General features: G+C 69.3%; 14 protein-coding genes. 4 read left to right on the top strand and 10 right to left on the bottom strand.

What is annotated here, in order from left to right:
• Positions 1-398 precede the first annotated feature (398 nt).
• Complete coding sequence (locus G6O54_RS33790) at positions 399-1,031, top strand: DUF6655 family protein (RefSeq protein ID WP_165234276.1); 633 nt, start codon at positions 399-401, stop codon at positions 1,029-1,031.
• A 22-nt stretch (positions 1,032-1,053) separates the two neighbouring features.
• On the opposite strand, the gene G6O54_RS33785 is transcribed toward G6O54_RS33790, so the two are convergent.
• The 10 genes from G6O54_RS33785 to G6O54_RS33740 all read right to left on the bottom strand — a co-directional run bounded on the left by G6O54_RS33785 (position 1,054) and on the right by G6O54_RS33740 (position 18,023).
• Positions 1,054-1,902 carry a hypothetical protein gene (locus G6O54_RS33785; RefSeq protein WP_165234273.1) on the bottom strand — a complete coding sequence of 283 codons (849 nt, stop codon included), beginning with the start codon at positions 1,900-1,902 and terminating at the stop codon, positions 1,054-1,056.
• A gap of 131 nt (positions 1,903-2,033) precedes the next feature.
• Positions 2,034-3,641, bottom strand: a complete 1,608-nt coding sequence (locus G6O54_RS33780; RefSeq protein ID WP_250847217.1) for a TolC family protein — start codon at positions 3,639-3,641, stop codon at positions 2,034-2,036.
• A gap of 182 nt (positions 3,642-3,823) precedes the next feature.
• Positions 3,824-5,203, bottom strand: coding sequence for an efflux RND transporter periplasmic adaptor subunit (locus G6O54_RS33775; RefSeq protein WP_165234270.1), 1,380 nt, complete (start codon positions 5,201-5,203; stop codon positions 3,824-3,826).
• Positions 5,200-8,535, bottom strand: a complete 3,336-nt coding sequence (locus G6O54_RS33770) for an efflux RND transporter permease subunit (RefSeq protein WP_165234267.1) — start codon at positions 8,533-8,535, stop codon at positions 5,200-5,202. Before G6O54_RS33770 ends, G6O54_RS33775 begins: the two co-directional genes overlap by 4 nt.
• 183 nt (positions 8,536-8,718) lie before the next feature.
• Positions 8,719-9,474, bottom strand: a complete 756-nt coding sequence (locus tag G6O54_RS33765) for a metallophosphoesterase (RefSeq protein ID WP_165234264.1) — start codon at positions 9,472-9,474, stop codon at positions 8,719-8,721.
• The gene (locus G6O54_RS33760; RefSeq protein ID WP_250847216.1) at positions 9,471-12,086 is read right to left on the bottom strand and encodes a DEAD/DEAH box helicase; all 2,616 of its coding nucleotides are present in this window, start codon (positions 12,084-12,086) and stop codon (positions 9,471-9,473) included. Before G6O54_RS33760 ends, G6O54_RS33765 begins: the two co-directional genes overlap by 4 nt.
• Before the next feature lie 185 nt (positions 12,087-12,271).
• Positions 12,272-12,778 (bottom strand): hypothetical protein, encoded by a 507-nt coding sequence (locus G6O54_RS33755; RefSeq protein WP_165234258.1) that lies wholly within the window; start codon positions 12,776-12,778, stop codon positions 12,272-12,274.
• Between the two features lie 28 nt (positions 12,779-12,806).
• On the bottom strand, positions 12,807-14,648 hold the full coding sequence (locus tag G6O54_RS33750; protein ID WP_165234255.1) for a YXWGXW repeat-containing protein: 1,842 nt from the start codon (positions 14,646-14,648) through the stop codon (positions 12,807-12,809).
• A gap of 151 nt (positions 14,649-14,799) precedes the next feature.
• Positions 14,800-16,491, bottom strand: coding sequence for a hypothetical protein (locus G6O54_RS33745; protein ID WP_165234252.1), 1,692 nt, complete (start codon positions 16,489-16,491; stop codon positions 14,800-14,802).
• A 134-nt stretch (positions 16,492-16,625) separates the two neighbouring features.
• Positions 16,626-18,023: a hypothetical protein gene (locus G6O54_RS33740; protein WP_165234249.1), complete on the bottom strand. Its 1,398-nt coding sequence runs from the start codon at positions 18,021-18,023 to the stop codon at positions 16,626-16,628.
• 270 nt (positions 18,024-18,293) lie between these two features.
• Here G6O54_RS33740 and G6O54_RS33735 point away from each other — a divergent pair, with 270 nt between their 5' ends.
• From G6O54_RS33735 to G6O54_RS33725, 3 genes are all read left to right on the top strand, one after another.
• Positions 18,294-18,479, top strand: a complete 186-nt coding sequence (locus G6O54_RS33735; protein WP_165234247.1) for a hypothetical protein — start codon at positions 18,294-18,296, stop codon at positions 18,477-18,479.
• Between the two features lie 337 nt (positions 18,480-18,816).
• The gene (locus G6O54_RS38625) at positions 18,817-20,496 is read left to right on the top strand and encodes a sigma-70 family RNA polymerase sigma factor (RefSeq protein ID WP_165234244.1); all 1,680 of its coding nucleotides are present in this window, start codon (positions 18,817-18,819) and stop codon (positions 20,494-20,496) included.
• Between the two features lie 162 nt (positions 20,497-20,658).
• The coding region (locus G6O54_RS33725; RefSeq protein WP_165234241.1) for a hypothetical protein at positions 20,659-21,183 on the top strand (525 nt) is incomplete at its 3' end.

Below are 21,183 nucleotides of genomic sequence, written 5' to 3'. Positions count from 1 at the left end.
AGTGCTGAAGCCGACGGCGCGGCGTTCCTGGACGGCTCGCACGCGCCTTGAGCCGATCCGGATCAATTCTCAAACCCGGTCACGAGCCCCTCTTGTAGGGTGTGTCAAGTGAAGCGAAGACGCACCGGATCGGCCTGGCGGCAGGCAAGGCGACGTCGTCCCGCTCGGGGCGAGTCCCTCCTACTTTGAATCGCTCGCCCATGCCGTGGGCATCGGCGGTCCGGTGCGTCCGCGCTTCGCTTGACACACCCTACAAGTGCTGAAGCCGACGGCGCGGCGTTCCTGGACGGCTCGCACGCGCCTTGAGCCGATCCGGATCCATCCTCAAGCCGCCACACCGTCCTCGCCGATGTTAGGGATTGCATCGGATCAAACGGACGACGGAGGAGGGCGTGGCGATGTCCCGACGACGGCGAGGGCTCCGGCTTGTCCTGGCCCTCGTGGTGGGCGGGGGCGCGGGCGGCTGCGTGAGCGTCACCACGAAGATTACCGGCTCGTCCCGGGCCGGGGCGGAGCAGCTCCTGCTGACGGGGACCTCGCAGAAGGCGGTCGACTCGATCGACTTCCGGCCGCTGGCCGGGCGCAAGGTCTTCCTGTCGGTGACCCAGGACGAGAAGACGGACGCCGCCTGGCTGGCCTTCAGCGTGCGCCGCGAGATGACCCGTCAGGGCGTCCTGCTCGTCGATGACAAGAAGGACGCGGACGTCCTGGTCGAGGGAGCCGTCGCCGCCTACGGGACGGACGAGATCGACAGCAAGCTCTCGCTCCCGTCCATCTCCGCGGTCGGCACACTCCCCCTGCCGGCCTCGAGCTCGACCAATGGCGGCATCCTCCAGAGGAACCGCCAGGACGCGGTCGTGAAGCTCGCCCTGGTCGGCCGCGACGCGACCAGCCGGCAGCTCGTCTGGGAGTCGGACGACGTCCTCCAGACGGGCTACCTGTATCGCCGGTTCATCGGGTCTTCCAACGTCACGCGAGCGACCTCGGTGCCCGAGCTGGAATGCTACCCGCCGCGAGACGCGATCCGGTAGCGAAGCGAGGGCCCGCCGATCATCAGGGGTTGATCGAGGAGTTGCGGAGGATGAAGCCGACGAGGCCGGAGTAGATCTGGGCGTTGATCTTGACGATCACCGTCCCCTGCTCGATGGAGCCGGGGAGCTTCTTGCGGCTCGGGATGTAGGTGAGATTCACCACGCCCTGGCTGAATGCCTCGTCGTAGACCCCGGCCGCGGCGTTGACGTCGATGGTCATCGTGGTGAAGCGGTTCGGGCGACCGTGGGAGTCGACGTCGCTCCTCGGGCCGGCGAGATTCACGCCCAGGACGGTGTTGGAATTCAGGTTGCGATCGAAGATCCCCGCCGCGCCGGTCGTCTGGAGGGTCGGGTCGGAGGCGACGGCAATCCGCATCTGGATGTCGCTGTGGAGCATGGAGGTGGACGTCCCCGTGCCCCGGATGAAGACCTGAGATTCCTGGCTGCTGTACGAGCCCGGCGCGATCACGTAGGTGCCGCGGTAGGTGGCCTTGAACATCTGCCGCTTGACCTCGGCGGGGGTCGCGGTCCCGGTCGGCTGGAGGACCAGGTTGTAGCCCGGATTGAGCTGATAGCCCTGATTCTCGGGGACGGCGATCGAGGTCGAGGATGGGACGAAGCCGCCGTTCTTCCCGGATCCGCTTGCGGTCGAGGCGGATGCCGTGGCGGTCGCGCCCGAGGCGGCGGACGAGGAGGTCGACTGGGCTCGAGCCGCCGTGGTCCCGGCGTCGGCCAGCATCGCGCGGACCTTCGGCGAGTTGATCACGCCGTTGTGGCGGGCGGCCATCAGATTCGTGACCAGCGATAGGAGCTCTCGTCGTTCAACCTGCTCGAGATCCGGCTTCCGTGCGAGGCGGTATCGGCGTCCCATCGGCTCCTCCGCAGTCCCTCCCCGGCCGCGTCCGGTCGGCGGGTCCAGGCTCGATCTCATGTGACGGCAACCGGCCCGGGCGCGGCCGATGGATTCCCATCCGGTTCATCGGCTCTCGGGGGGCGACGCGCTCAGGGCATGATGCGACTGCCGGTGACGGTGTTCAGGTTGAGCATGCTGCGGCGATGCCTGATGGCCGTGTCGAGATACTGCTTGGCCACCTGGTTGAACTCGAGCTGGGCGGCGATGAAATTCCCCGCGCTCTTCTCGCCCGAGGTGTAGAGCCGGTACAGCTCGTCGCGGATCTGGCGGGCTTCCGGGATCACCTCGTCCCTCAGCTCCTGGACCTCGCGGCGAGTGACCTCGTACTCGGCGACGGCCTTGTCGACGTCGATGCCCACCTGACGCTCCAGGTCGTTCAGCTCGATCCGGGTCTGGTCCACGTTCAGGACCGCTCGCTGGATGGCGCCCTGGTTGCGATTGTACACGGGCAGGGGCGCGGTGACCCCCAGCGCCCATGAGGTCGCCCCCTTGAGGCCATAGGGCGTATTGTCCTGGTAGGTGAACGGCTGGTAGAGGACGAAGACGTCGCTGATCCGATTGGCGCGAGCGAGCTTCACGTCCGCCTCGGCGCGGCGGACGCCCAGGCGGTAGGAGACGACGTCCGGTCGGCCTTCCAGGGCGATCCGCCTCAGCTCCTCGACGGGCGGGGGCGGGGGCGAGCGATCCTCGATCGAGCCCCTGATCTCGAGGGCGGCGATCTCCTCGGGCGTGAGATTCATGAGCGAGCCGAGGTCGAGCTTCGCCTTGCGGTAGGCCGCCTCCGCGTCGACCAGGCCGAGGCGGGAGGTGCGAAGCTGGATCTTCACCCGGTTGAAGTCCCCGAGCGAGACGCTCCCCCCCTTGTAGAGATCCTCCGTCTTGGTCGCGAGGCTCGCCAGGGCCTTGGTGCTCTGGCGGGCGTACCGAAGGGTCTGACGGCTGGCGAGCGTCCCCAGGACGAAGGCGTCGTAGACGTCGTCGATCCGCTGCCGGAGGGCCTCCTGGTACTGGGCCTCGAGCACCCGCTCGGCGCGGGTGGCCACCTCGACGCGGGCCTGCCGCTTGTGCGAGACGTCGAGGGGATGGGTGACGTTGAGGTCATACTGCGTCGGGCCGCCGGGGACGGACCGATTGAACTGGCCGTAGGGGATGAGCTGCGAGTCGGCGTAGAGGACGGGGTTGGACCTCAGGCCGGCCTGGAGGGTGTCGGCGCGGGCCTGGGGAAGCTCGTAGAACTTGGCCTTCAGGTCGAGGCTACGCGCCAGCGTCACGCTGATGGCCTGGTCCAGGGTCACCCCCCCCGGAGGGCCATCCTCGTCGGCCGCGCGGCCGGGGATCTCGAGCGTCCCGTAGAGCGGCGCCGAGGCGGGCGAGAGGGGCTCCGGTTCGGGGGCGGAAATCGGCTGCTGGAGGATCGTCGGCCCCAGGCTGGTCGGATTGGCGATCGAGGTGGGGATCCCCTTGGGGGTCGAGGCCCCAGGGCGATTGCCGATGATCTGCCCGCTCAGCGGCGAGTTGCCGGTCCCCGACAGCGCCCCGCCCCCGGCGCCCGGGGACTTGCCCAGCAGGGAGCCGCCGCCGCCGGCCGGAGACAGGCCGGAGGTGTCGCCGGCGTCCTGGGCCCCGGCGCGGCCGGCGAGGGCCACCAAGGCGGCCGCCACGCCGACGACGAAAGCGGATCGGTGGGATCGATTCATGGGAGGACCGTGGGCTCCTTGCCCGGCAGGGGCCGCCGCGGCGGGGAGGCGTGCCGTCCCCCTCGCCGCAATCCTGGTCCCCGGCGGCCCGCGCGGCCGGGCCGGCGGACCGCGCAGGGCGGCTCCATCTGATCTTCGGCCTCCCGAGGGAAGCCGCTGGAGGAAAACCGCCGGGCCCCCTCTCAGCGCGGACGCGCCGACGGGGGCGTGGAGCTGATCGTGACGGGCTTCTCCGGCTTGCCGAAGGTCTCGTCGTCGATCGGCCGCTCGCGGGGGATCTCGCCCTCGGTCGTCAGCCGGTCCTCGTAGAGCTGTTCGAGGATCAGGCTGCCATTGGTGACGACCTCCTCCCCGGGCTTCAGGCCCAGGTGGTCCCGCGACGGCGGCGGTACGACGACCCAGTCGCTGGACTCGCTGGCCACCAGGATGTGGCGGCGCTCGAACCGCGCCTTGCCGGGGGGGGCCTCCTTGCGGACGAACACGAAATCGAGCCGGTCCACCGTCACCATGGAGGCCCGGGGGATGACCGTCTGGCCGGCCTTGGGGGGGATCTCCAGCCGGACCTTCACGAACATCCCCGCCTTGAATCGCTTCTCCTCGTTGGTGATCGAGGCGCGGAACTTGGCCGCGCGGGTCTGCGGGTCGATCGCCTTGTCGATGTACTCCACCTGGTCCTCGAGGAACTTGTCGGAGTAGGGGAAGATGACCCGGATCTTCTGGCCGACCTCCACCTTGTCCGCGTCCAGCTCGCTGACGCTGCCGAGCACCCAGAGGTGATCGAGCGGCGCGATCTGCATCAGCTCGTCCTTGGAGTCGTAGTAGTTCCCCGGCACGACCGACCGCCGGACCACGATGCCGTCGGCGCGAGAGCGCATGGTCATCCGCGCCTTCCGGACGCCGTCCTCGTTCTGGGCGTCCTCGATCTCCTTCTCGGTCAGCCCGTAGACCAGCAGCTTGTCCTTGGCGAGCTTCATCTGGAGCCGGCTCTTGGCCTCGTCGTTCTCGATCTCGATGAGCTCCTTGCGGGGGAGGGTCTCGCTCTGGGCGAGCGGCGTCTTGTAGTCGAGCACCCGCTTGTCGCGGGTCCACTGGCTGCGGGCCAGCTCGTAATTGCTCTTGGCCTCGGCGAGGTCGGTGCTGAAGATCTCGAGCAGGGGATCTCCCGTCTTCACCACCGAGCCCAGGTCCACGAGGACCCGGTCGACGCGGGAGTCGAACTGGGGCCGGATGATCGTCAGGCTGGCCGGGTCGTAGTCGGTCACGCCCGGGAGGCGGAGGATGACGGGCTCGGTCTGCGGCTTCACCGGGGCGGCCTTCAGGTCGATGGCCCGGACCTGATCGTCCGTCAGCGTGAGGATCCCGCGGGCCGTCTCCTCGGAGCGGGACGGGGAGCTCTCGATCCAGCTCTTGTCGGAGCGGTCGTCGCCGGCGTGGGCCGAGCCGCCCGCGATCCATTCCCGCGCCGCGACCAGCCGCTCGCGGGAGCGGCGGTCCGAGGCCAGCCAGATGGCGAGACCCGCCGCCAGGATCAGGCCCATGAGGGGCTTCCATCGGATCTTCATGGCCGGGCCTCCTCGGGACCGTTCGCGTCCGCCCCGCGCTCGGACGCGTCGTCGTCCGGATCCACCGCATGGTGGGTGCGGGGCTCGAAGTACTTGTCGGTGTAGTGCGAGCCCTCGATCAGATCCTCGCCGCAGGTCCCGTGCCCCAGCGGGGCCGGGAAGAAGCTGTAGAGCACGGGCATCAGGTAGCGGGTGAGGAAGAGGGTCACGAGCATCCCGCCCACGACGACGATCGCCAGCGGCTTCTGGGCCTGCGAGCCGATCGAGTCGGCCAGCGCCGCCGGCAGCAGGCCCAGGGCCGCGGTCAACGACGTCATCACCACGGGCCGGACCCGCAGCTCCGCCCCGCGCATCACGGCTTCCCGCACCGAGAGCCCGGCGGCCCGCATCTGGTTGAAGTACGAGATCAGGAGCACGCCGTCCTGCACGGCCACGCCGAAGATCGAGATGAATCCGACCGCCGCCGAGATCGAGAACGCGGTCCCCGTGAGCTTGAGCGCCCAGACGCCCCCCATCGTCGCGGCCACCACGTTGGCCATCACCAGCATCGCGTCCTTGAGCGACTGGAAGGCCACGTAGAGGAGCACCACGATCAGGCCGATCGACAGCGGCACGATCCACATCAGCCGGGCGTTGGCCTGCTGCATCTGGTCGAACTCGCCCGCCCAGACGATCTCATAGCCTTTGGGCAGCTTCGCGCCGGACTGCGGGTCGTCCACCTTCCGCCTCGCGTCGGCGATCGTCGAGGCGAGGTCCCTCCCCTCGACGCCGAACTTGATCGGGATGTAGCGGCGGTTGTTCTCGCGGTAGATGTACGCCGCGCCGGGCTTGTGGGGGTCGATCTTGACGAGCTGCCGGAGCGGGATCCGCGTCCCCGGCTTGCCGTCCTGACCGGGCGTGTCCACGGGGATCCGGCCGATCACCTCCGGGTCGTCCCGCTGGTCCCGGGGCAGGCGGAGGACGATGTCGAACCGCTTCTCCCCCTCGACCATCTGGGTGAACGCCCGGCCGCCGATGGCCACCTGGACGACGGCCTCCACGTCCGACACGTTCAGGCCGTAGCGGGCACATTCGTCGCGGTCGATGTGGATCTCCAGGTTGGGCTGGCCGATGATGTGGAAGAGGCCCGCGTTCTCGATCCCCGGGACCATCTTGAGCACGTTCACGACCCGCTCCCCGGCGCCCTCCAGGACCTTCAGGTCGTTGCCGAAGAGCTTGATCGAGTTCGCCCCCTTCACCCCGGAGAGGGCCTCCTCCACGTTGTCGCGGATGAGCTGGGAGAAGTTGAAGTTGATCGCGGGGAAGGCCTCGAACTTCCTCGACAGCTCCGCCTGGATCTCCTCGCGGGTGATCGGCCGGTCCCAGACCTGGCGGCCCAGGATGGTCACCGGCCTGCGGCGCCAGCGCTCCATCGGGATCAGCGGGACGTTGAACTCGAGGTTGTAGTAGCTGGTCACGTCGGTCCCGTCATCGGGGCGGCCGACGTGCGACATCACCGCCCGGATCTCCGGCACGCTGGCGATCACGGCGCGAAGCCGGGGGGCCATCCGCGCGGCCTCCTGGAGGGTCACGGTCCGGGGCAAGAGCGCCCGGATCCAGAGGTTCCCCTCCTCGAGCGGCGGCATGAACTCGCCGCCGAGCGTCGGCACGAGGTAGATCGTGAACGCCAGCAGCCCCCCCATCAGGAGGAGCACGACGTACCGATAGCGGAGGACCCGGTCGAGCATCCTCAGGTAGCGGACCTTCATCATCCGGTCCACGAACGTATCCTTCTCCTCCATGTTGTTGTGGAAGAGGAACGAGCAGAGGACCGGCGTCAGCGTCACCGCCAGGGCCAGCGCGCCGAAGATCGCGAACGCGTAGGTGTTGGCCATCGGCCCGAAGAGCGCACCCTCCGGGCCGGTCATGGAGAAGAGCGGGATGAAGGCGCAGACGATGATCAGCGTCGAGAAGAAGAGCGCCCGCTCGATCTCGGTGGAGGCGTCCGCGATCCGGTCGATGAGCCGCCGGCTGCGGTCCCCCTCCCGCGAGGAGAGGTGGCGGAAGATGTTCTCCACGATGATCACGGAGCTGTCCACGATGATCCCGAAGTCCACCGCCCCGATCGACAGCAGGTTGGCGGACTTCCCCTGCATGTACAGCACCGAGACCGAGAACAGGATGGCCAGCGGGATGATCAGGGCCACGATCCCGGCGCTCTTCAGGTCGCCCAGGAAGACGAACAGGATCACGATCACCAGCAACATCCCCACGACCATGTTGTGGAGCACGTTGTGCGTCGTCACGTTGACCAGGTCGGTCCGCCGGTTGAACGGGACGATCCGCATCCCCTTCGGGAGCTGGGAGCCGCCATTCAGCTCGTCGATCTTCTCCTGGACCTTGCGGGACGTGGGGATCGACTTCTCGTACTTGCGCATCAGGACGATGCCCTCGACGACGTCGTTCTCCCCCTCCCGCCCCACCACCCCCAGCCGCGGCTGATGGCCGATGACGACCTTGGCGATCTGCTTGATGAAGACCGGCATGTTGTCGTGGGTCGTGACGATGACGTTCTGCAGGTCCTCGAGCTTCTCGATCTCGATCGAGTAGGCCCGGTCGGCGTTCGACGGGTCGAGCGGGTCCACGCCCTCGCCGAGGTAGCCGATGGCGCGGACGTTGTGCGACTGCGGGCCGAGCGACAGGATGTCGCCGCCGACGTTCGCGTTCGACTGGCTGATCGCGTCGGTGACCTGCTGCAAGGTCACGTCGTACCGCCTCATGAGCTGGGTGTCCAGCAGGACCTGGTACTGCTTGACGGTCCCGCCGAACCCGGTGACGTCGATCACGCCCGGGACCTCGCGGAGCCGCCGCTCGAGGACCCAGTCCTGGACCGCCTTGAGCTGGCTGACGCTGTAGCCCGGGCCCTCGAGCACGTACCGGACGATCTCCCCGGTGGGGCTCCACGGGGAGAGCTGGGGTACGACCCCCGGCGGAAGGTTGCTGATCGTGCTCAGGCGGTTGATGACCTCTTGCCGGGCCCCCCAGTAGTCGGTGCCGTACTCGAACTGGCACTTGACGTCATTCAGCCCCGCCAGCGAGATGCTCCGCAGGTACTTCAGCCCCGGCATCCCGTTGAGCGCCGTCTCGATCGGGATCCCGACGAGCCGCTCCATCTCCTCCGGGCTGGCGCCGGGATTCTGGGTGATCACCTCCACCAGGGGCGGCGTGGGGTCCGGGTAGGCCTCGACGTTGAGGTTCCTGGCGGCGTGGACGCCGAAGCCGATCAGGGCGATCGTGCCGAGGAGGACGATCAGCCGATTGTGCAGGCTCCACGTGATCAGCGCACGAACCATGACGCCCCGCTCGTCGTCGGTCTTCCGGCGGCGGCCCGCCCCGAGGCACCGCCAGGACAATCTACCACGCGAGCCTGGCGGCGACGCCAGGTTGCACGGGGGACGCGTAGGTTCAGTGAGCACGCAGGGAAGGGGTGGTCATTCGACGGCATCCATTCTCGCCCATGACCGGACGCGCGTCTTTCAGGATCCGGGCGGGGGGGGCCCGGAAAGCCGGCCGGCCCTGGCGGCGAGCGTGGACGTGGGCCCGAAGTCCAGGATCGCGTCCCCCGTGCTGACCAGGCAGCGGAGGTCCTCGCCGCGGCAGGCCTCGGGTAAGCGGGCGGTCAGGACGTCCAGGCCGGCGGCGTTGGCGGAGAAGGCCGGCAGGATGATCCGGCCCGGTCCCGCCAGGAAACACGGCGCCGCGCGGCCCCCGTCCCGCACGACCGGATGATGATGCCCGCTGATCGTCGGCACGGCTGCCGCGGCGCGGTGGCCGTGCTCGATCGTCCAGCCATCCACCACCAGCGAGGCCACGACCGAAACGCCCTCGGTCGGGAATCCCGCCTGGGCGGCCATGGCCGGCAGGCTGCGATCGTGGTTGCCCTGGACCAGGACGACCTCGACCTCCTGCTCGTGGAGCCAGCCGCACAGCCGGTTCAGGTCCGCGGCCGTCCGGGCGCAGGGCCGGGGCGACTCCACGACGTCACCGGCGATCACCAACCGCCGGAACGGTGATCGACGTCGGAGCGCCGCCAGCTTCTCCACCGTCTCCCGGAGCGAATGTGCGGGAATGCAGTCGCCGGCCGAGCCGCGGGCCCACTCGTAGCCGAGATGCACGTCCGCGATCACGGCCGTCCCCTCGCCGCGGTGGACGATGCCCCCCTCCGGCAGCAGTTCCCAGCCGTCGATCCGCGGGGATCGAGGGGCCCGCCTGCGGGTGGTCCGCGGGTTCATGGCGAGCCTCCCGGCTCCCTCGCCATGGTCAGCCTGGCGTGGAGCCGATGGAGGGATTCCGCGGGGGATTCGAACTGCATCGCTTCCGCCGCCGCGGGGCAGATCCAGGCCCCCGCGAACGGGGACAGGGTCGAGAGTCGTCGGAACCGGATCGCCGGCCGGCCCTCGAGGAATCGGCCCACGGCCGGGCCGTCCAGCAGGTCCCGGAGGATCTCCCTGCGGGTCTCGCGGAGGAGCGGATGATCCGGGCTGGCCGCCTTCACGAGCGGGTAGAGCCGCGTGCTGACCCAGCCCATCCCCCCGACCTTCACCCGGCGGCCCGGCTCGGGATGGCCCAGGACCATCAGGCCGGTCGCCGCGACGTGACGGAACCGCCGCGCGGGGAGATCGCCGCGGTCGAGGCCCTCCAGCACGTCGTCCTCGAGGCGATCCAGGCCGAGGAGCCCCGGGACGTCCTCCTCCGCCAGGCTCGCCCCTTCCGGCAGCCGGATCGACCAGCCGAGATCCGCGATCTGGAGCGTGATATCGCGGCCGAATCGGCGGCCGAGGCGGGCCGCGGTGGCCCGCCCGAGGGCCTCGCAGGCGGAGCGGTTCAGCGGGACGTGGAACGTGTACGCGAGCCCCGGGTGCTCGGCATCGGGAGACTCCTCGACGAGGATCTCGTCGTCGGCCGGGACGACGCTCATCCGCTCCTGGGCCTCCACCAGGGCGGCGAGCACCGCGGCGGCCCTGGGCGGGACGTCGAGGGCCTCCATCAGCCAGGCCCGGAGGGCCATCGAGCCCTCGGCGGCCAGCCGGCGGCCCCCCTCCGCGCGGAAGGCGGCGACCTCCCCGGCGAGCTCGGACGAGAGCGACTGGCGGTCGCTCTGCCAGACGGGCACGCCGCCGTCCCCGCCGCTGCATCGGGCGTGGACCAGGCTCCCCTCGCGGCGGACGAACTCCAGCGAGCGGCCGTCGAGCACGAATCGATCGCCGACGACGAGCCGCTCCGCGTACGCACCATCGAGCGTCCCGATCGCGATGCCGTCCACCAGCACCCGCGCCGATTCCTCGGAGACGATCGTCCCGACGTTGCTCCAGAACCAGCGGAGCACGCGACGGCTGCGGACGCCGAACCAGCCGCTGCGCCTCCAGAGCCGCGGCGACGACCACCGCGGCGCGGCGCCCGGCTCGACCTCGAAGGCCCCGGCCGGCGCGGCCAGGTCGCCCGCCAGGTAGGCGAGGCAGGCGTCGAAGTCCTGGCGGCGGAGCGACTCCATCGGCCCGGCCTTGCGGACGATCGCGAACGCCTCGTCGACCGAGGTCTCGCCAAGGCAGGCCATGGCGACGAGCTGCTGGCAGACCACGTCGAGCGGGGCCTCGATCATCCGGAGCGGCTCGATCCGCCCCTCGCGGGCGGCCCGCGCCGTGACGACCCCGCCGGCCACCTCCGCGGGCGTCGCCGCCAGGATCAGCCCGCGCGACGCCTCTCCCGGCCGGTGTCCCGACCGCCCCACCCGCTGGACGCACCGCGAGACGCCCCCCGGCAGGCCCACCTGCACGCTGAGCTCCGCCGTGCCGATGTCCACGCCCAGCTCCAGGCTGGTGCTCGTGACCACGGCCCGCAGCCGGCCGGACTTGAGGTTCCCTTCCACCTCGCGACGGCGGCGAGCATCGAGCGCCGAGTGGTGCGCGGCGACCGTCTCGTCGGGCTCGCCGGCCGGGATCACGCGATCCTCATTCGCGTTCTTCTCGCGACGGGCCGGCTGGCGGAGGTCGTGGGTGAGCCGCTCGGTCAGCGGCCGGGTGTTGGCGAAGATCACGGTCGTCCGATGGGCCGCCATCGCCTGGCGGAGCCGACGGACCAATCTCATGTAGGTGAGGCCGCGGTGGGGGCACTCGCCGGGCTCGAGCAGGGTTTCCACCTCCACCTCCATCGGCGGCGAGCCGGAGGGCAGGGGGGCCTCGATCACGCGGCAGGCCCGCGATGGCCCGACGAGGAACCGCGCCACCGGATCGGGCGGCCGGCACGTCGCGGAGAGGCCGATCCGCCGGGGATCGCGGGCGGCCCGAGCCGCGAGCCGCTCGAGCGTCACCGCGAGGTCCGCGCCTCGCTTGGTCGGCACCAGGGCATGGGCCTCGTCCACGATGATGTGATCAACCCGGTTCCAGTGGTCCGCCCACGCCGCCTGGCCGAGCATCAGGGACAGGCTCTCCGGCGTGGTGATCATGAGGTGCGGCGGCCGGTCGCGGAGCTTCCGCCGCTCGTGGGCCGAGGTGTCCCCGGTCCGCACTCCGACCCGGATCGGGCCATCCGCGAGCCCCAGGATCTGCCGGATCCCCGCCAGCGGGATCGCCAGGTTCCGCTCGATGTCGTAGCCGAGGCTCCGCAAGGGGGAGACGTAGACGCACCGGATCCCCGGCGCGAGCGTGCCGGCGGCGTGCTCGCGGAAGAGTCCGTCGAGGATCGCGAGGAACCCCGCCAGCGTCTTGCCGGTCCCCGTCGGCGAGATCAGCAGGACATTCTCCCCGGCCGCGATCGGCGGCCACGCCAGCCCCTGCGCAGGCGAGGGCCCGCCCGGGAATGCCCCGCGGAACCACGCGCGAACCGGCTCCGAGAGGAGCCCCGGCACGTCGCCGGCCTGATCCTCTATCTCGATCGTCTGCATCCCGGCAAGGGCGGGGCGTCCTGACCCCGCCCGCTCCCTGTCTGTTCAGTCGCTTCGATCGACGGCCGGCGCGTAGCCGGCCCCGGGGCGGAATGGACCCATGTTAGCCGGGAGCACGATGCAGGGGAACAGGTCGCAATCGACCACGATCATCCCGCACAGGATCCCCGAGTGGCATCGTCGGAGTGTGTCGAGCAGCGGACCGCTTCTCCGTGTCGTTGCAATCTCCGAACGGACAGCAGGATGAGAAAGGCCAGGAAATTCAACACGACGTAGCCGATGAATCGATGTTCCGCCTCGAATCGCCGAGCGGCGATCTGGTGTTCCTGAGCCTCCACAAAGTCATGGGGCGGGCCGTTCGTCGGTGGCGGCACGCGCAAAGCAGCGATCCCACGCACCGGCACGTCGAGCCAATGCGGGGGCATCGCGTCCATCCACCAGGCCCCAATGGCGAAGGCCAGGGCAATCGAGATCATGCCGCGATCCCTCAGGTAGAGCCTGGCGGCGATCGCGAGGATCGCGATCAGGCACACCCGATCCTGTACCGGGAACCGTGGCCCCGTCACGAGTTTCAGAGCCGCGGCGAAAAGGATCATCGAGACGACGTAGCGTGCGACGATCGACCTGGCTCCAGCTCGAGTGATTGGATCAGGCACCTGAGGTCCGCAATCCGTCCCGCAGCCCTCACGGCCGCACCCGGTGCTCGCCCCGCGGCCGATCGGCACCCCCTTGCCGCTGCACAGGTCGAGGTGCGGCGGGGGGCGTCCGTTCGGAGAACGAGCCGGGGTTGTGGAGGCGAGGACGATCGGCCGACTTCGCGGCGGCGTGGCCCGCGAACGGCGACGCGGCGGCGCCGGCTCCGGCGGCGGGGCTCCGGTCGAGATCGCGATGGGGCATCGCCCGGCCGCCCTGCGCAGCGTGAGAGGGAGCGCCACCGCCGGCCTGCGGCTCGTGGCGAACGCGACCGCCGGGGCCCTGGGCCACGGCCGGAGAATCGGCGTGGCCACGGCCCGGCATCCCGCCGCCGGCCCCTCCTTGCTGATGCATGGGGGCCGCGACCGGGGACTGGCGGAGTCCCATGGCCCGCGGGCCGGCCGCGGCGCCTTCGGGCCGGCCGGGACCCTGCGAACGCATGGCCACGGCCTGGCGCTCCTCGCGACTCCGCTCGGCGCGGAATTGCTGGAGCTCGGCGCCGCGATGGGCGTATTGCTGGCGGGCCTCGGCGCTCACGCGTTCCATCCGCATCCCGCCCGCCTGGCCGCGCGCGGCGACCTCGCGGATCGGCCGGCCGATCACGTTGTGGGTGACGTTCACGGTCCGGTTGATCGTCACGTTCCGCTCGACGATCCGCGTCTGCTCGACGAACGTCCGGGGGGGCCGCATCTCCACGTGGTCGCGGCGGGCGATGTAGTCGCGGCGGACCTGCGCGGCCCAGCCGGGATTGTGGCCGATGTTCACCGACGCGTAGAAGGCGAAGACCGGGTCGTAGAAGACCGGGCGGACGGGCCCCCCCGTCGCCACGCCGAACTGGAACCAGGGGAAGATGCCGACGTTGAGATAGCTCTGGGCGTAGAAGTCGCCGAAGCAGTACTGGCCGAAGCTCGGCTGCACGAACAGGTTGGCCACCAGGCCGGGCGTGGCGATGGTGATCGACGGCGTGAAGACGAAGCCGGGCTGCACGTAGACCGGCTGGGGATAGTAGACCGGCGCGAAGAGGACGCCCCGCTCGGCCAGGGGCAGGTCCCAGAAGCCCTCGACGAAGAGGAAGCCGCCGGGGGTCCAGACGTAATGCGCGGGAACCCAGACCCATTGCGGCTGGACGGCCGCCCAGAAGCCGGGCCGCCAGGCGTAATGGTCGCCCTGCCAGAACCAGCTCCCCGGCGACCAGAAGACGTTCGCCCCGGGCGACGGGCTGCTCGGGCCGTTCTCGAGGCTGGCGGGGGGCGCGGGCAGGTACTGCGCCTGTCCGCCGCCGGCCGCGGCGGCTGCGGCGGCGTTCCCCCCCGTCGAGACCGGCACCCAGGCGCCGGGCACCCACCGGGAGCCGCCGGCGACGCCGTTCCAGTAGCCGGGGACCCACTGCCGGCCCGGCGGGGGCTCGCGCCAGACGCCGCTGACCCAGAGGTAGTCGTTCCGCTCCTGGTCCCAGCTCCAGTAGCCGGGGATCCACTGGACATTCTGGCCGGCCGGCTTCTCGTCGGGGGGCATCTCCTCCACGGGCTGCGGCGGCGGCTTCGGGATCACGGGCCCCGGCGCCGGGTCGTGCACGACGGGGGCGGCGAAGGCCTCGTGGACGGGCCCGCGCGTCAGCACCTGGCCGCCCGCCGCGTCGGTTTGCCCCTGCCCCTGGCCCTGGCCGGCGTCATCGGCCGCGCCGAAGCCCGGGGCCGGAGGCGCCGGCGCCTGGGCGACGGTCCCCGCGACGGGCCAGAGCGACAGGGCCGCCATCGCGGCCGCGAGCGGTGCGGTGAAATCCCGGATCCGCCGCCTCGCGCCGTGACTCCGATACCGGTGCTGTCCGCACATCTCCGCACTCCTTCGCGAGCCTGACCATCGATCGAGCGACGATCCCATCCTGGTACGTCATGTTACCAGAAGGGTTCGCGGCCGTCGGGACGAATCCTCGCTCCCCGCCCCGGGGCCGGGGGACCGGACGGCCGGCCGACGGCCGCCGGACTCAGGGACGGGGCCGGGGCTGGCGGGTCGCGGCGGGGAGGGTATTCGGGGACGCCCCGAGCCGGAAGTTCCGGATCATGTTCTCGACCTCGTCGCGGAACTTCGTGTGGGCCGGGCTGGTCGTCGTGGCATCCAGTTGGAGGGTCTCGCCGCGGGCGAACTGGACGATGTAGTCGTCGAGGTAGATGCGATCGACGGGGGGGCCGCCGGCCGCGTCCTCGGGGACGAGGGCCGCCTCGTATCGCCAGACCTTCCCCTTGATCGACTCCCAGTTGGCGTCGGGGAGCCATCCGACGCTCCCCGGGAGCACCTTCGAGCCGTTCCGATTCCATTCGGCCTCGAGCCACTTCTTCCTCTGGAGAGGGTCGCCCGCCAGCCGGTCCTTGCTCGCGTCGCCCGTCTTCTCGAGGAGCCGGAGCCTCAGCATATCCTGCCGCTCCATCTGACGGCTGGCGAAGTCCACTCCGTGGGCGTTGACGTGAAGGACCTCGAGATCCTGCGGATAGAGCAGGTGGTAGCGGCCGTTGGGGTCGTCGAAGGCCAGCCACGAGTTCTCGACGTCGGCCTCCGGACTGGGGTTCGGGATGACGAGCTGGCCGCCGCCAAGCCTCCGCTCGAGGTGGACCACGCGGTGGACATGGTTCTTCAGGCGGCCGTCCGTATCCGGGACCTCCGTCGTGATGTCCTGGGCCAGGCTCACCTTGCTGATATGCCCCTTCGCCTCATAGACCCCCTCGCGAGCCGCGGGGCGGGTTGCGTCGGGCAGGCCGGCGGGCCGCGGTCGCTGGGCCGGAGCGGCCGGCTCGAAGGTGAACTCGACCCGGGCGTTGATCCCGCTGGGCCCCTGGGGGACCAGGCAGAGCCCCTTGATCCCGAAGACGGCCACCAGGGCCGAGCCATCCGCCTTCTTCACCTCGAGCAGTTCCACGTTCAGGTCGTATTCCTGATCATCGGGCATGGCGCCGAGGAGGGCCCTGGCCGAGGCCAGGGGCATCGGCCAGGTGTCGCCGGCCCGGGCGGCCGCGCGCGGCAACATCCGGGAGAGCAAGGGCAGATAGACCTGCTCGGAAATCTGGTGGAACTCCAGATTGCTCATCCTCCGGCCGTGCGTCAGGCAGAGGATCGCCGGCGAGCTCTCCTTCCGGAGCCGGTAGACGATCCTCATCCCCTCCAGGGGCGGGATCTTGGGGGTCGTTGCCGGCGCCGTGGTCTTGAACGTCGCCGAGTCGTAATTGCGGACGACCTCGTCCGCCATCTCCTTGGTCGCCTTCGCGACGCATTCGGTGTAGATCGATCGCAGCGAGGTCTCATTGACGGTCGGCGCCCCGTCGGGGTTGTCCTGCTTCACGGTGATCGACTCGCGGCTCGCGACCCGATAGAGGTTGAGGACACCCCCGGGCTTCCCCGGGGTCTCCGAATAGAGCTCCCGGAACTGATAGCGGGCGCTGAGTGCCGAGGCGTCCTCCGCCGGCCCGCCGGCCTGAGAGGGCTGGCCGGTCGCGGGAGGCTGGCCGTAGCCCCCTCGGGCACCTCCCCAGGCGACCAGCGACGCGGCGAGGCCGATCGCGAGCGTGAACCCCCGGCCGGCCCGGCCGCCCGGGCGAGCGGCCAGGCTTGCCGCTTCATCGGCCTCGCGCCGGCGGACTCCCCGCACCCCCGCACCCCGGACGACGCAGCCTGGCCTCACGATCATGGCGTCCCATCTCCCCGATGCCTCACTCGGCTCCTCGCCTCACTCGCTATTGAACCATATCGCGGGCGTCCCGAGGTATCGCGTGCACCGGGGACGGGAGGTTTTTCCCGCCCACCGTCGGGGGGGAAGGCAGGTCAGGGGGTCCTTGCGGCCGTGGCCCTCGGATACCACTGCAAGGAGCCAATGAGCTGGAGGTCCTGGTCTGCGAACGCCGCGGCGTCCTTTTCCGCCAGGGTGAAGGTGGCGAGGAGCTGCTCTCCCTCGGGGCTGGCGACCAGGAAGTAGTCCCAGAGCACGCCGAGCTCCCCGGTCCGCCCCTGCACCCCGACCTTGTAGCGGAAGCCCCCTTCGGGGTCCCCGTCCACCTCGCCCGCCCCCCGGAACTGGATGAACCGGTCCCCCAGGGATCGCTTCAGGTCGTCCCGGAACTGGGAGAGGTCCTGGTGCTTCCCCTTGCCGGCGTCGGGCCCCTTCGCGAGGTTGCACTGGGCGATGACCCGCCCCTTCTCGATCCGCTTCAGCACCACCAGCCGGGGATCGTCCCAGAAGGTGTGCCACTGGCGATCGTGGAGCAGGTTGTATCGCGTCTCCGGCGAGATCAACTGGAGGAGCTGCCGCGGCGGCGAGGTGTCCAGCGAGAACCCATCGAGCGCCTTGTCGGCGAGCTCCGGGGCCATCGGCGAGGGGCGGCGAACGACCTTGAGCACGCTCTTCACGTCCAGGCCGGCCTCGACCGGGCCGGGATCTCGCTTCTCCGCCCGGTTCAGCTCCAGCTCGGTCACCAGCCCGGCCCGGCGATCGAACGTCGCGGTGCCGTCGCAGGTGATGACCCCGGACGACCCCCGCGCGGAGCCCTCCACCTTGCCCGCGATCCGGATCCTCGCCGTCCCCTCGTCCACCCGCTCGAGCGTCCCGGCCAGCGTGCTCGCCTTGATCTCGTCGTAGTCGGTCAGCGACTGGACGACCGGCCTCCCGAGCGTCCACGAGGCGCCCCGGACGACCGCCCTGGCGGGGAGCAGGTCGGCCAGCATGAGCGGATCGGCGAGCCCCTGGACCAGGTCGAGCTCGCGGCGGGTCATCGGGCCGGCCGGGCTGACCACCGTGACCGAGTCCGCACCCGCCGGCCGCTCGGCGACCAGCAGGGCGAGCTCCTTCCGGAGCGAGGCGGCGGTCGGCCGGATCTCGCCGTTGATCGCCGAGGCCGCCTGACGAACCCAGCGGACCCCCTTGCGTCCCCCGGCGCCACCAGCAATCGTGCGTTCATGGAAGATGAGGCGTGACTTCACGTCGAGCGCCAGCGGCTTGGGCAACTTTGCCTCCGCCTCGGTCGATTCGGGAGGCAGACCCGGCTGGAAAAATCCCTCCGCCGTGAGTTCATTACGCACCTGCGTGCATGTCTCCGCGGGAAGCTCCTCGCGGAGATCCACGGCCGGCCCGTCCTCGACGACGCCTGCTCGCAAGACCGCAACCATTCCCCCCAAGAGTCCGACCATCAGGAGGGCCAGGAACCGATCGCTTCGCCTCTTTTTCATGACCCGAGCCTCCGTCGGTACCTGGACCCATCCTCCGGATGGGCTGCATTATCAATAGACACCACGGCCTGTCAATTTGGCTATCCGGGGCCGCGGCCCGCCGGCCCCCTCTCCGGGCCCCCGAATCCCCTCCGCTGGCTCGTCCTCGAGGCCCGATTCGGTCTCGAATTGAAGATTCTCTCCCCATGAGCGAACAATCTGCAGGAGTCAAACGTCTGTTTGAAACGAGCGTTCGAGAAAGGCCGAGGCGGATTCTGCCGATTTCGACGTATGGACAAGGTGATCGGGAGGTCGAATGGAACGGAAACGAAGCCGTTCGCCGGTGATTATCCGGTCCTTGGCATGGAAATTGGACAAGAGCTGTCGCAAATTCCCGAGTTTGGCGTTTGTCAGGGAATGAAGGCGGCAGGAACAGAGTCAATCCACGCAATGATCTTCATTCCGACCGAGCCGTGAGCCGATGGTGGTGCTTCGCGACGAGTCCGGCGAGTGGAACCAATCTGCGAGGGATTTCATCTGGTTTTCTGAATCGCGATGGTTCTTGTGGGCCTTGAGCGAGCAGGAAACGTATTAAGGGGACGCCATGGTCGGCGCCGAGGAAAAGGACCGGGCCGTCCCCGAAAAATTGTCCGGATTCGAACCTCGACTGCGATTGAAATCTCAGACAACAAAAGGGTTGAACGAACGAAGGAATTCTGTGAGACGGGCCCCGCGTCGTTGCCCCGGGGGCACGTCAATGGCCGGATGACGGGGGAAGAGGGCCGAGAGGCTCGTAACGGCGGGGGGCCAGCGGATGTCGAGAACCTACTGCCATCCCGCGATGAAGCAATTGAAGGACCAGCAGGCCCGGTATGCCCCGCGAGAGCGGCGACTGGAGCAGGTGGAGCGAGCGGAGCTGCTGCTCACGGAGATCGAGCCGTCGAAGCACTACCCGTATGAATACCTCTGTTTCCGGATCACGGGCTATCGACCCGAGGGGTGGTCGGCCCTGGTGCTGGAAGGGGCCGAAGTTCGGCATGATTTACGCTTGTTCGTGGAGGACCTCTCGTCCACGGTTCGTCAGGGGGTGGATCAGGCGACTGAACCCGTCCTGACCGTGGCGGAAGTCAGCAAGAAATTCAACGTCTCCACCCGCACGGTAACCCGCTGGCGTCGGCAGGGGCTGGTGGCGAGGCGATTCGTGATGGAAGGGCGTACAAAGGTCGGTTTCCTCGAGTCGAGCCTGGAGCGGTTCGTCACCAGTCACAGGGACCAGGTCGATCGGGGATCGCGTTTTCGACAATTGACCGACGAGGAGCGGGACGAGATCGTCCGCCGAGCCCGTCGGATGGCGCTTCACCGCCCCGGCCAGATAGGACTGGTCGAGGTGGCGCGGAGGATCGCAAGGAAAATGACACGCTCTACCGAGACCGTCCGACTGACGCTCAAGGCCTATGACCGCGAGCATCCCGACCGCGCCATCTTCGCCCCATCGGCCGCCCCCCTGGACGACGAGGCCAAGGGCCAGATCTATCTTCGCCATCGCATGGGCGTTTCCGTCGACGTCCTGGCCTCCCAGTACGGCCGGACGCGATCGAGCATCTATCGGCTGATCAACGAGGTGCGGGCCCGGCGGATCCTCGAGACGAAGCTCGAGCTGATCGCCCACGATAGCTTCGAGGACCCGGCGGCCGAGGCGGTCATCATGGCCCCGCTCCCCGAGCCGGCCTCCGGCAAGGCCCCGCGACGGCCCAAGGCCCCCAAGGGCCTGCCCCCGTACCTGGCCAGCCTCTACGAGGTCCCGCTCCTGGACCGCGAGCAGGAAATGCACCTGTTCCGCCAGATGAACTTCCTCAAGAGCCGCGCCCAGAAGCTTCGCGAGGCGCTCGACCCCACCAAGGCGAAGACCGCCGAGCTCGATCGGATCGAGGAGCTCCAGGAGCAGGCCCTGGCCGTCAAGAACCAGATCATCCGGGCCAACCTCCGGCTGGTGGTCTCGATCGCCAAGCGGCACGTCGGCCCCTCCAACAACTTCTTCGAGCTGGTCTCCGACGGCAACATGAGCCTGATCCGCGCCGTCGAGAAGTTCGACTTCTCCCGCGGCAACAAGTTCAGCACGTACGCCTCCTGGGCGATCATGAAGAACTTCGCCCGGACGATCCCCGAAGAGAACTACCGCCGCGACCGGTTCGTCACCGGCCATGAAGAGATGTTCGAGGCCGCGGCCGACAACCGGACCGACGAGCACGAGTACGAGAGCGCCCTCAAGCGGATGCAGGAGGCCATCAAGGGGATGCTCGACCGCCTGGACGACCGCGAGCGGCTGATCATCACCAGCCGGTTCGGCCTGGGCGGCTCCGCCGAACGCACCCTCGAACAGCTCGGCCGCGAGCTCGGCATCACCAAGGAGCGGGTCCGCCAGATCGAGTCCCGCGGCGTCGACAAGCTCCGCAAGATCGCCGGCGAGCAGAAGCTCGAGCTGCCGATGCTCTGACCTCCCGCCACGACCTCCCTTTTCGCCTGAATGTCCACGCCGGCCGGGACGCGAGCCACCTGCTCGCCGATCCCGGCCGGCGTTCTTTCTGACAAGCTGGCGCGATAGACTGGCTCGCCTTCGTGGGTGTACTGGACGGCCACGCTCGCTTCGGAGGCGACCATGCCTGAATGTCCGAAATGTGGTGCGACGCTCCTCCTGGTCCAGGAACCGGCCTGCGGCTTCTGCGGCGCCGACCTCCACAAAGCTCGAGACATCGAATCGAGAAGGCGTGAATTCTACGGGCCGGCGAACGATCGGGCGCATGCTCGCCGCACGAGCCTCTTCGTCTCGATCCTGATCTACGTCGTCACGATCCTGACCACGCTGCCAGCGGATGTTGCGGCCAAGTTCGAACAGGCATTCGGCCCGAGGCCGCTGGGCCTGTCGACCACCGCGTTCGTCTGCGGATTGCTCACAGTCCTATTCACTCCGTTTCCTTTCATCCTCTACCACTACTCCCTCGTGGGTCGTCAGGCTGGCCGCGACGGAGTCCTTTTCCACTCTCTTTCCGCCCTGGCCTACCTCCGGGACGTGCACCACCGCCACCCGGAGCTATCCACGTCGCGTCGGATCTTCCTGAGCGGCCTTCTCTTCTATGTTGCCGTAGTCGGAGCCTGGATCGTGCATACGGCACGACTGGGCATC

This window comes from Aquisphaera insulae (assembly GCF_011064615.1).
Classification (GTDB): domain Bacteria; phylum Planctomycetota; class Planctomycetia; order Isosphaerales; family Isosphaeraceae; genus Aquisphaera; species Aquisphaera insulae.
Note: the sequence above shows the minus strand (reverse complement) of the source record. Positions and strands in the feature narration are given on the sequence as shown.

What these genes read in the sequence shown, in the direction of transcription:
- G6O54_RS33765 (WP_165234264.1), bottom strand. Translation starts at nt 9,474, where the DNA reads ATGAACCCGCGGACCACCCGCAGGCGGGCCCCTCGATCCCCGCGGATC.
- G6O54_RS33775 (WP_165234270.1), bottom strand. Translation starts at nt 5,203, where the DNA reads ATGAAGATCCGATGGAAGCCCCTCATGGGCCTGATCCTGGCGGCGGGT.
- G6O54_RS38625 (WP_165234244.1), top strand. Translation starts at nt 18,817, where the DNA reads ATGTCGAGAACCTACTGCCATCCCGCGATGAAGCAATTGAAGGACCAG.
- G6O54_RS33770 (WP_165234267.1), bottom strand. Translation starts at nt 8,535, where the DNA reads ATGGTTCGTGCGCTGATCACGTGGAGCCTGCACAATCGGCTGATCGTC.
- G6O54_RS33785 (WP_165234273.1), bottom strand. Translation starts at nt 1,902, where the DNA reads ATGGGACGCCGATACCGCCTCGCACGGAAGCCGGATCTCGAGCAGGTT.
- G6O54_RS33740 (WP_165234249.1), bottom strand. Translation starts at nt 18,023, where the DNA reads ATGAAAAAGAGGCGAAGCGATCGGTTCCTGGCCCTCCTGATGGTCGGA.
- G6O54_RS33750 (WP_165234255.1), bottom strand. Translation starts at nt 14,648, where the DNA reads ATGTGCGGACAGCACCGGTATCGGAGTCACGGCGCGAGGCGGCGGATC.
- G6O54_RS33735 (WP_165234247.1), top strand. Translation starts at nt 18,294, where the DNA reads ATGGACAAGGTGATCGGGAGGTCGAATGGAACGGAAACGAAGCCGTTC.
- G6O54_RS33780 (WP_250847217.1), bottom strand. Translation starts at nt 3,641, where the DNA reads ATGAATCGATCCCACCGATCCGCTTTCGTCGTCGGCGTGGCGGCCGCC.
- G6O54_RS33790 (WP_165234276.1), top strand. Translation starts at nt 399, where the DNA reads ATGTCCCGACGACGGCGAGGGCTCCGGCTTGTCCTGGCCCTCGTGGTG.
- G6O54_RS33745 (WP_165234252.1), bottom strand. Translation starts at nt 16,491, where the DNA reads ATGATCGTGAGGCCAGGCTGCGTCGTCCGGGGTGCGGGGGTGCGGGGA.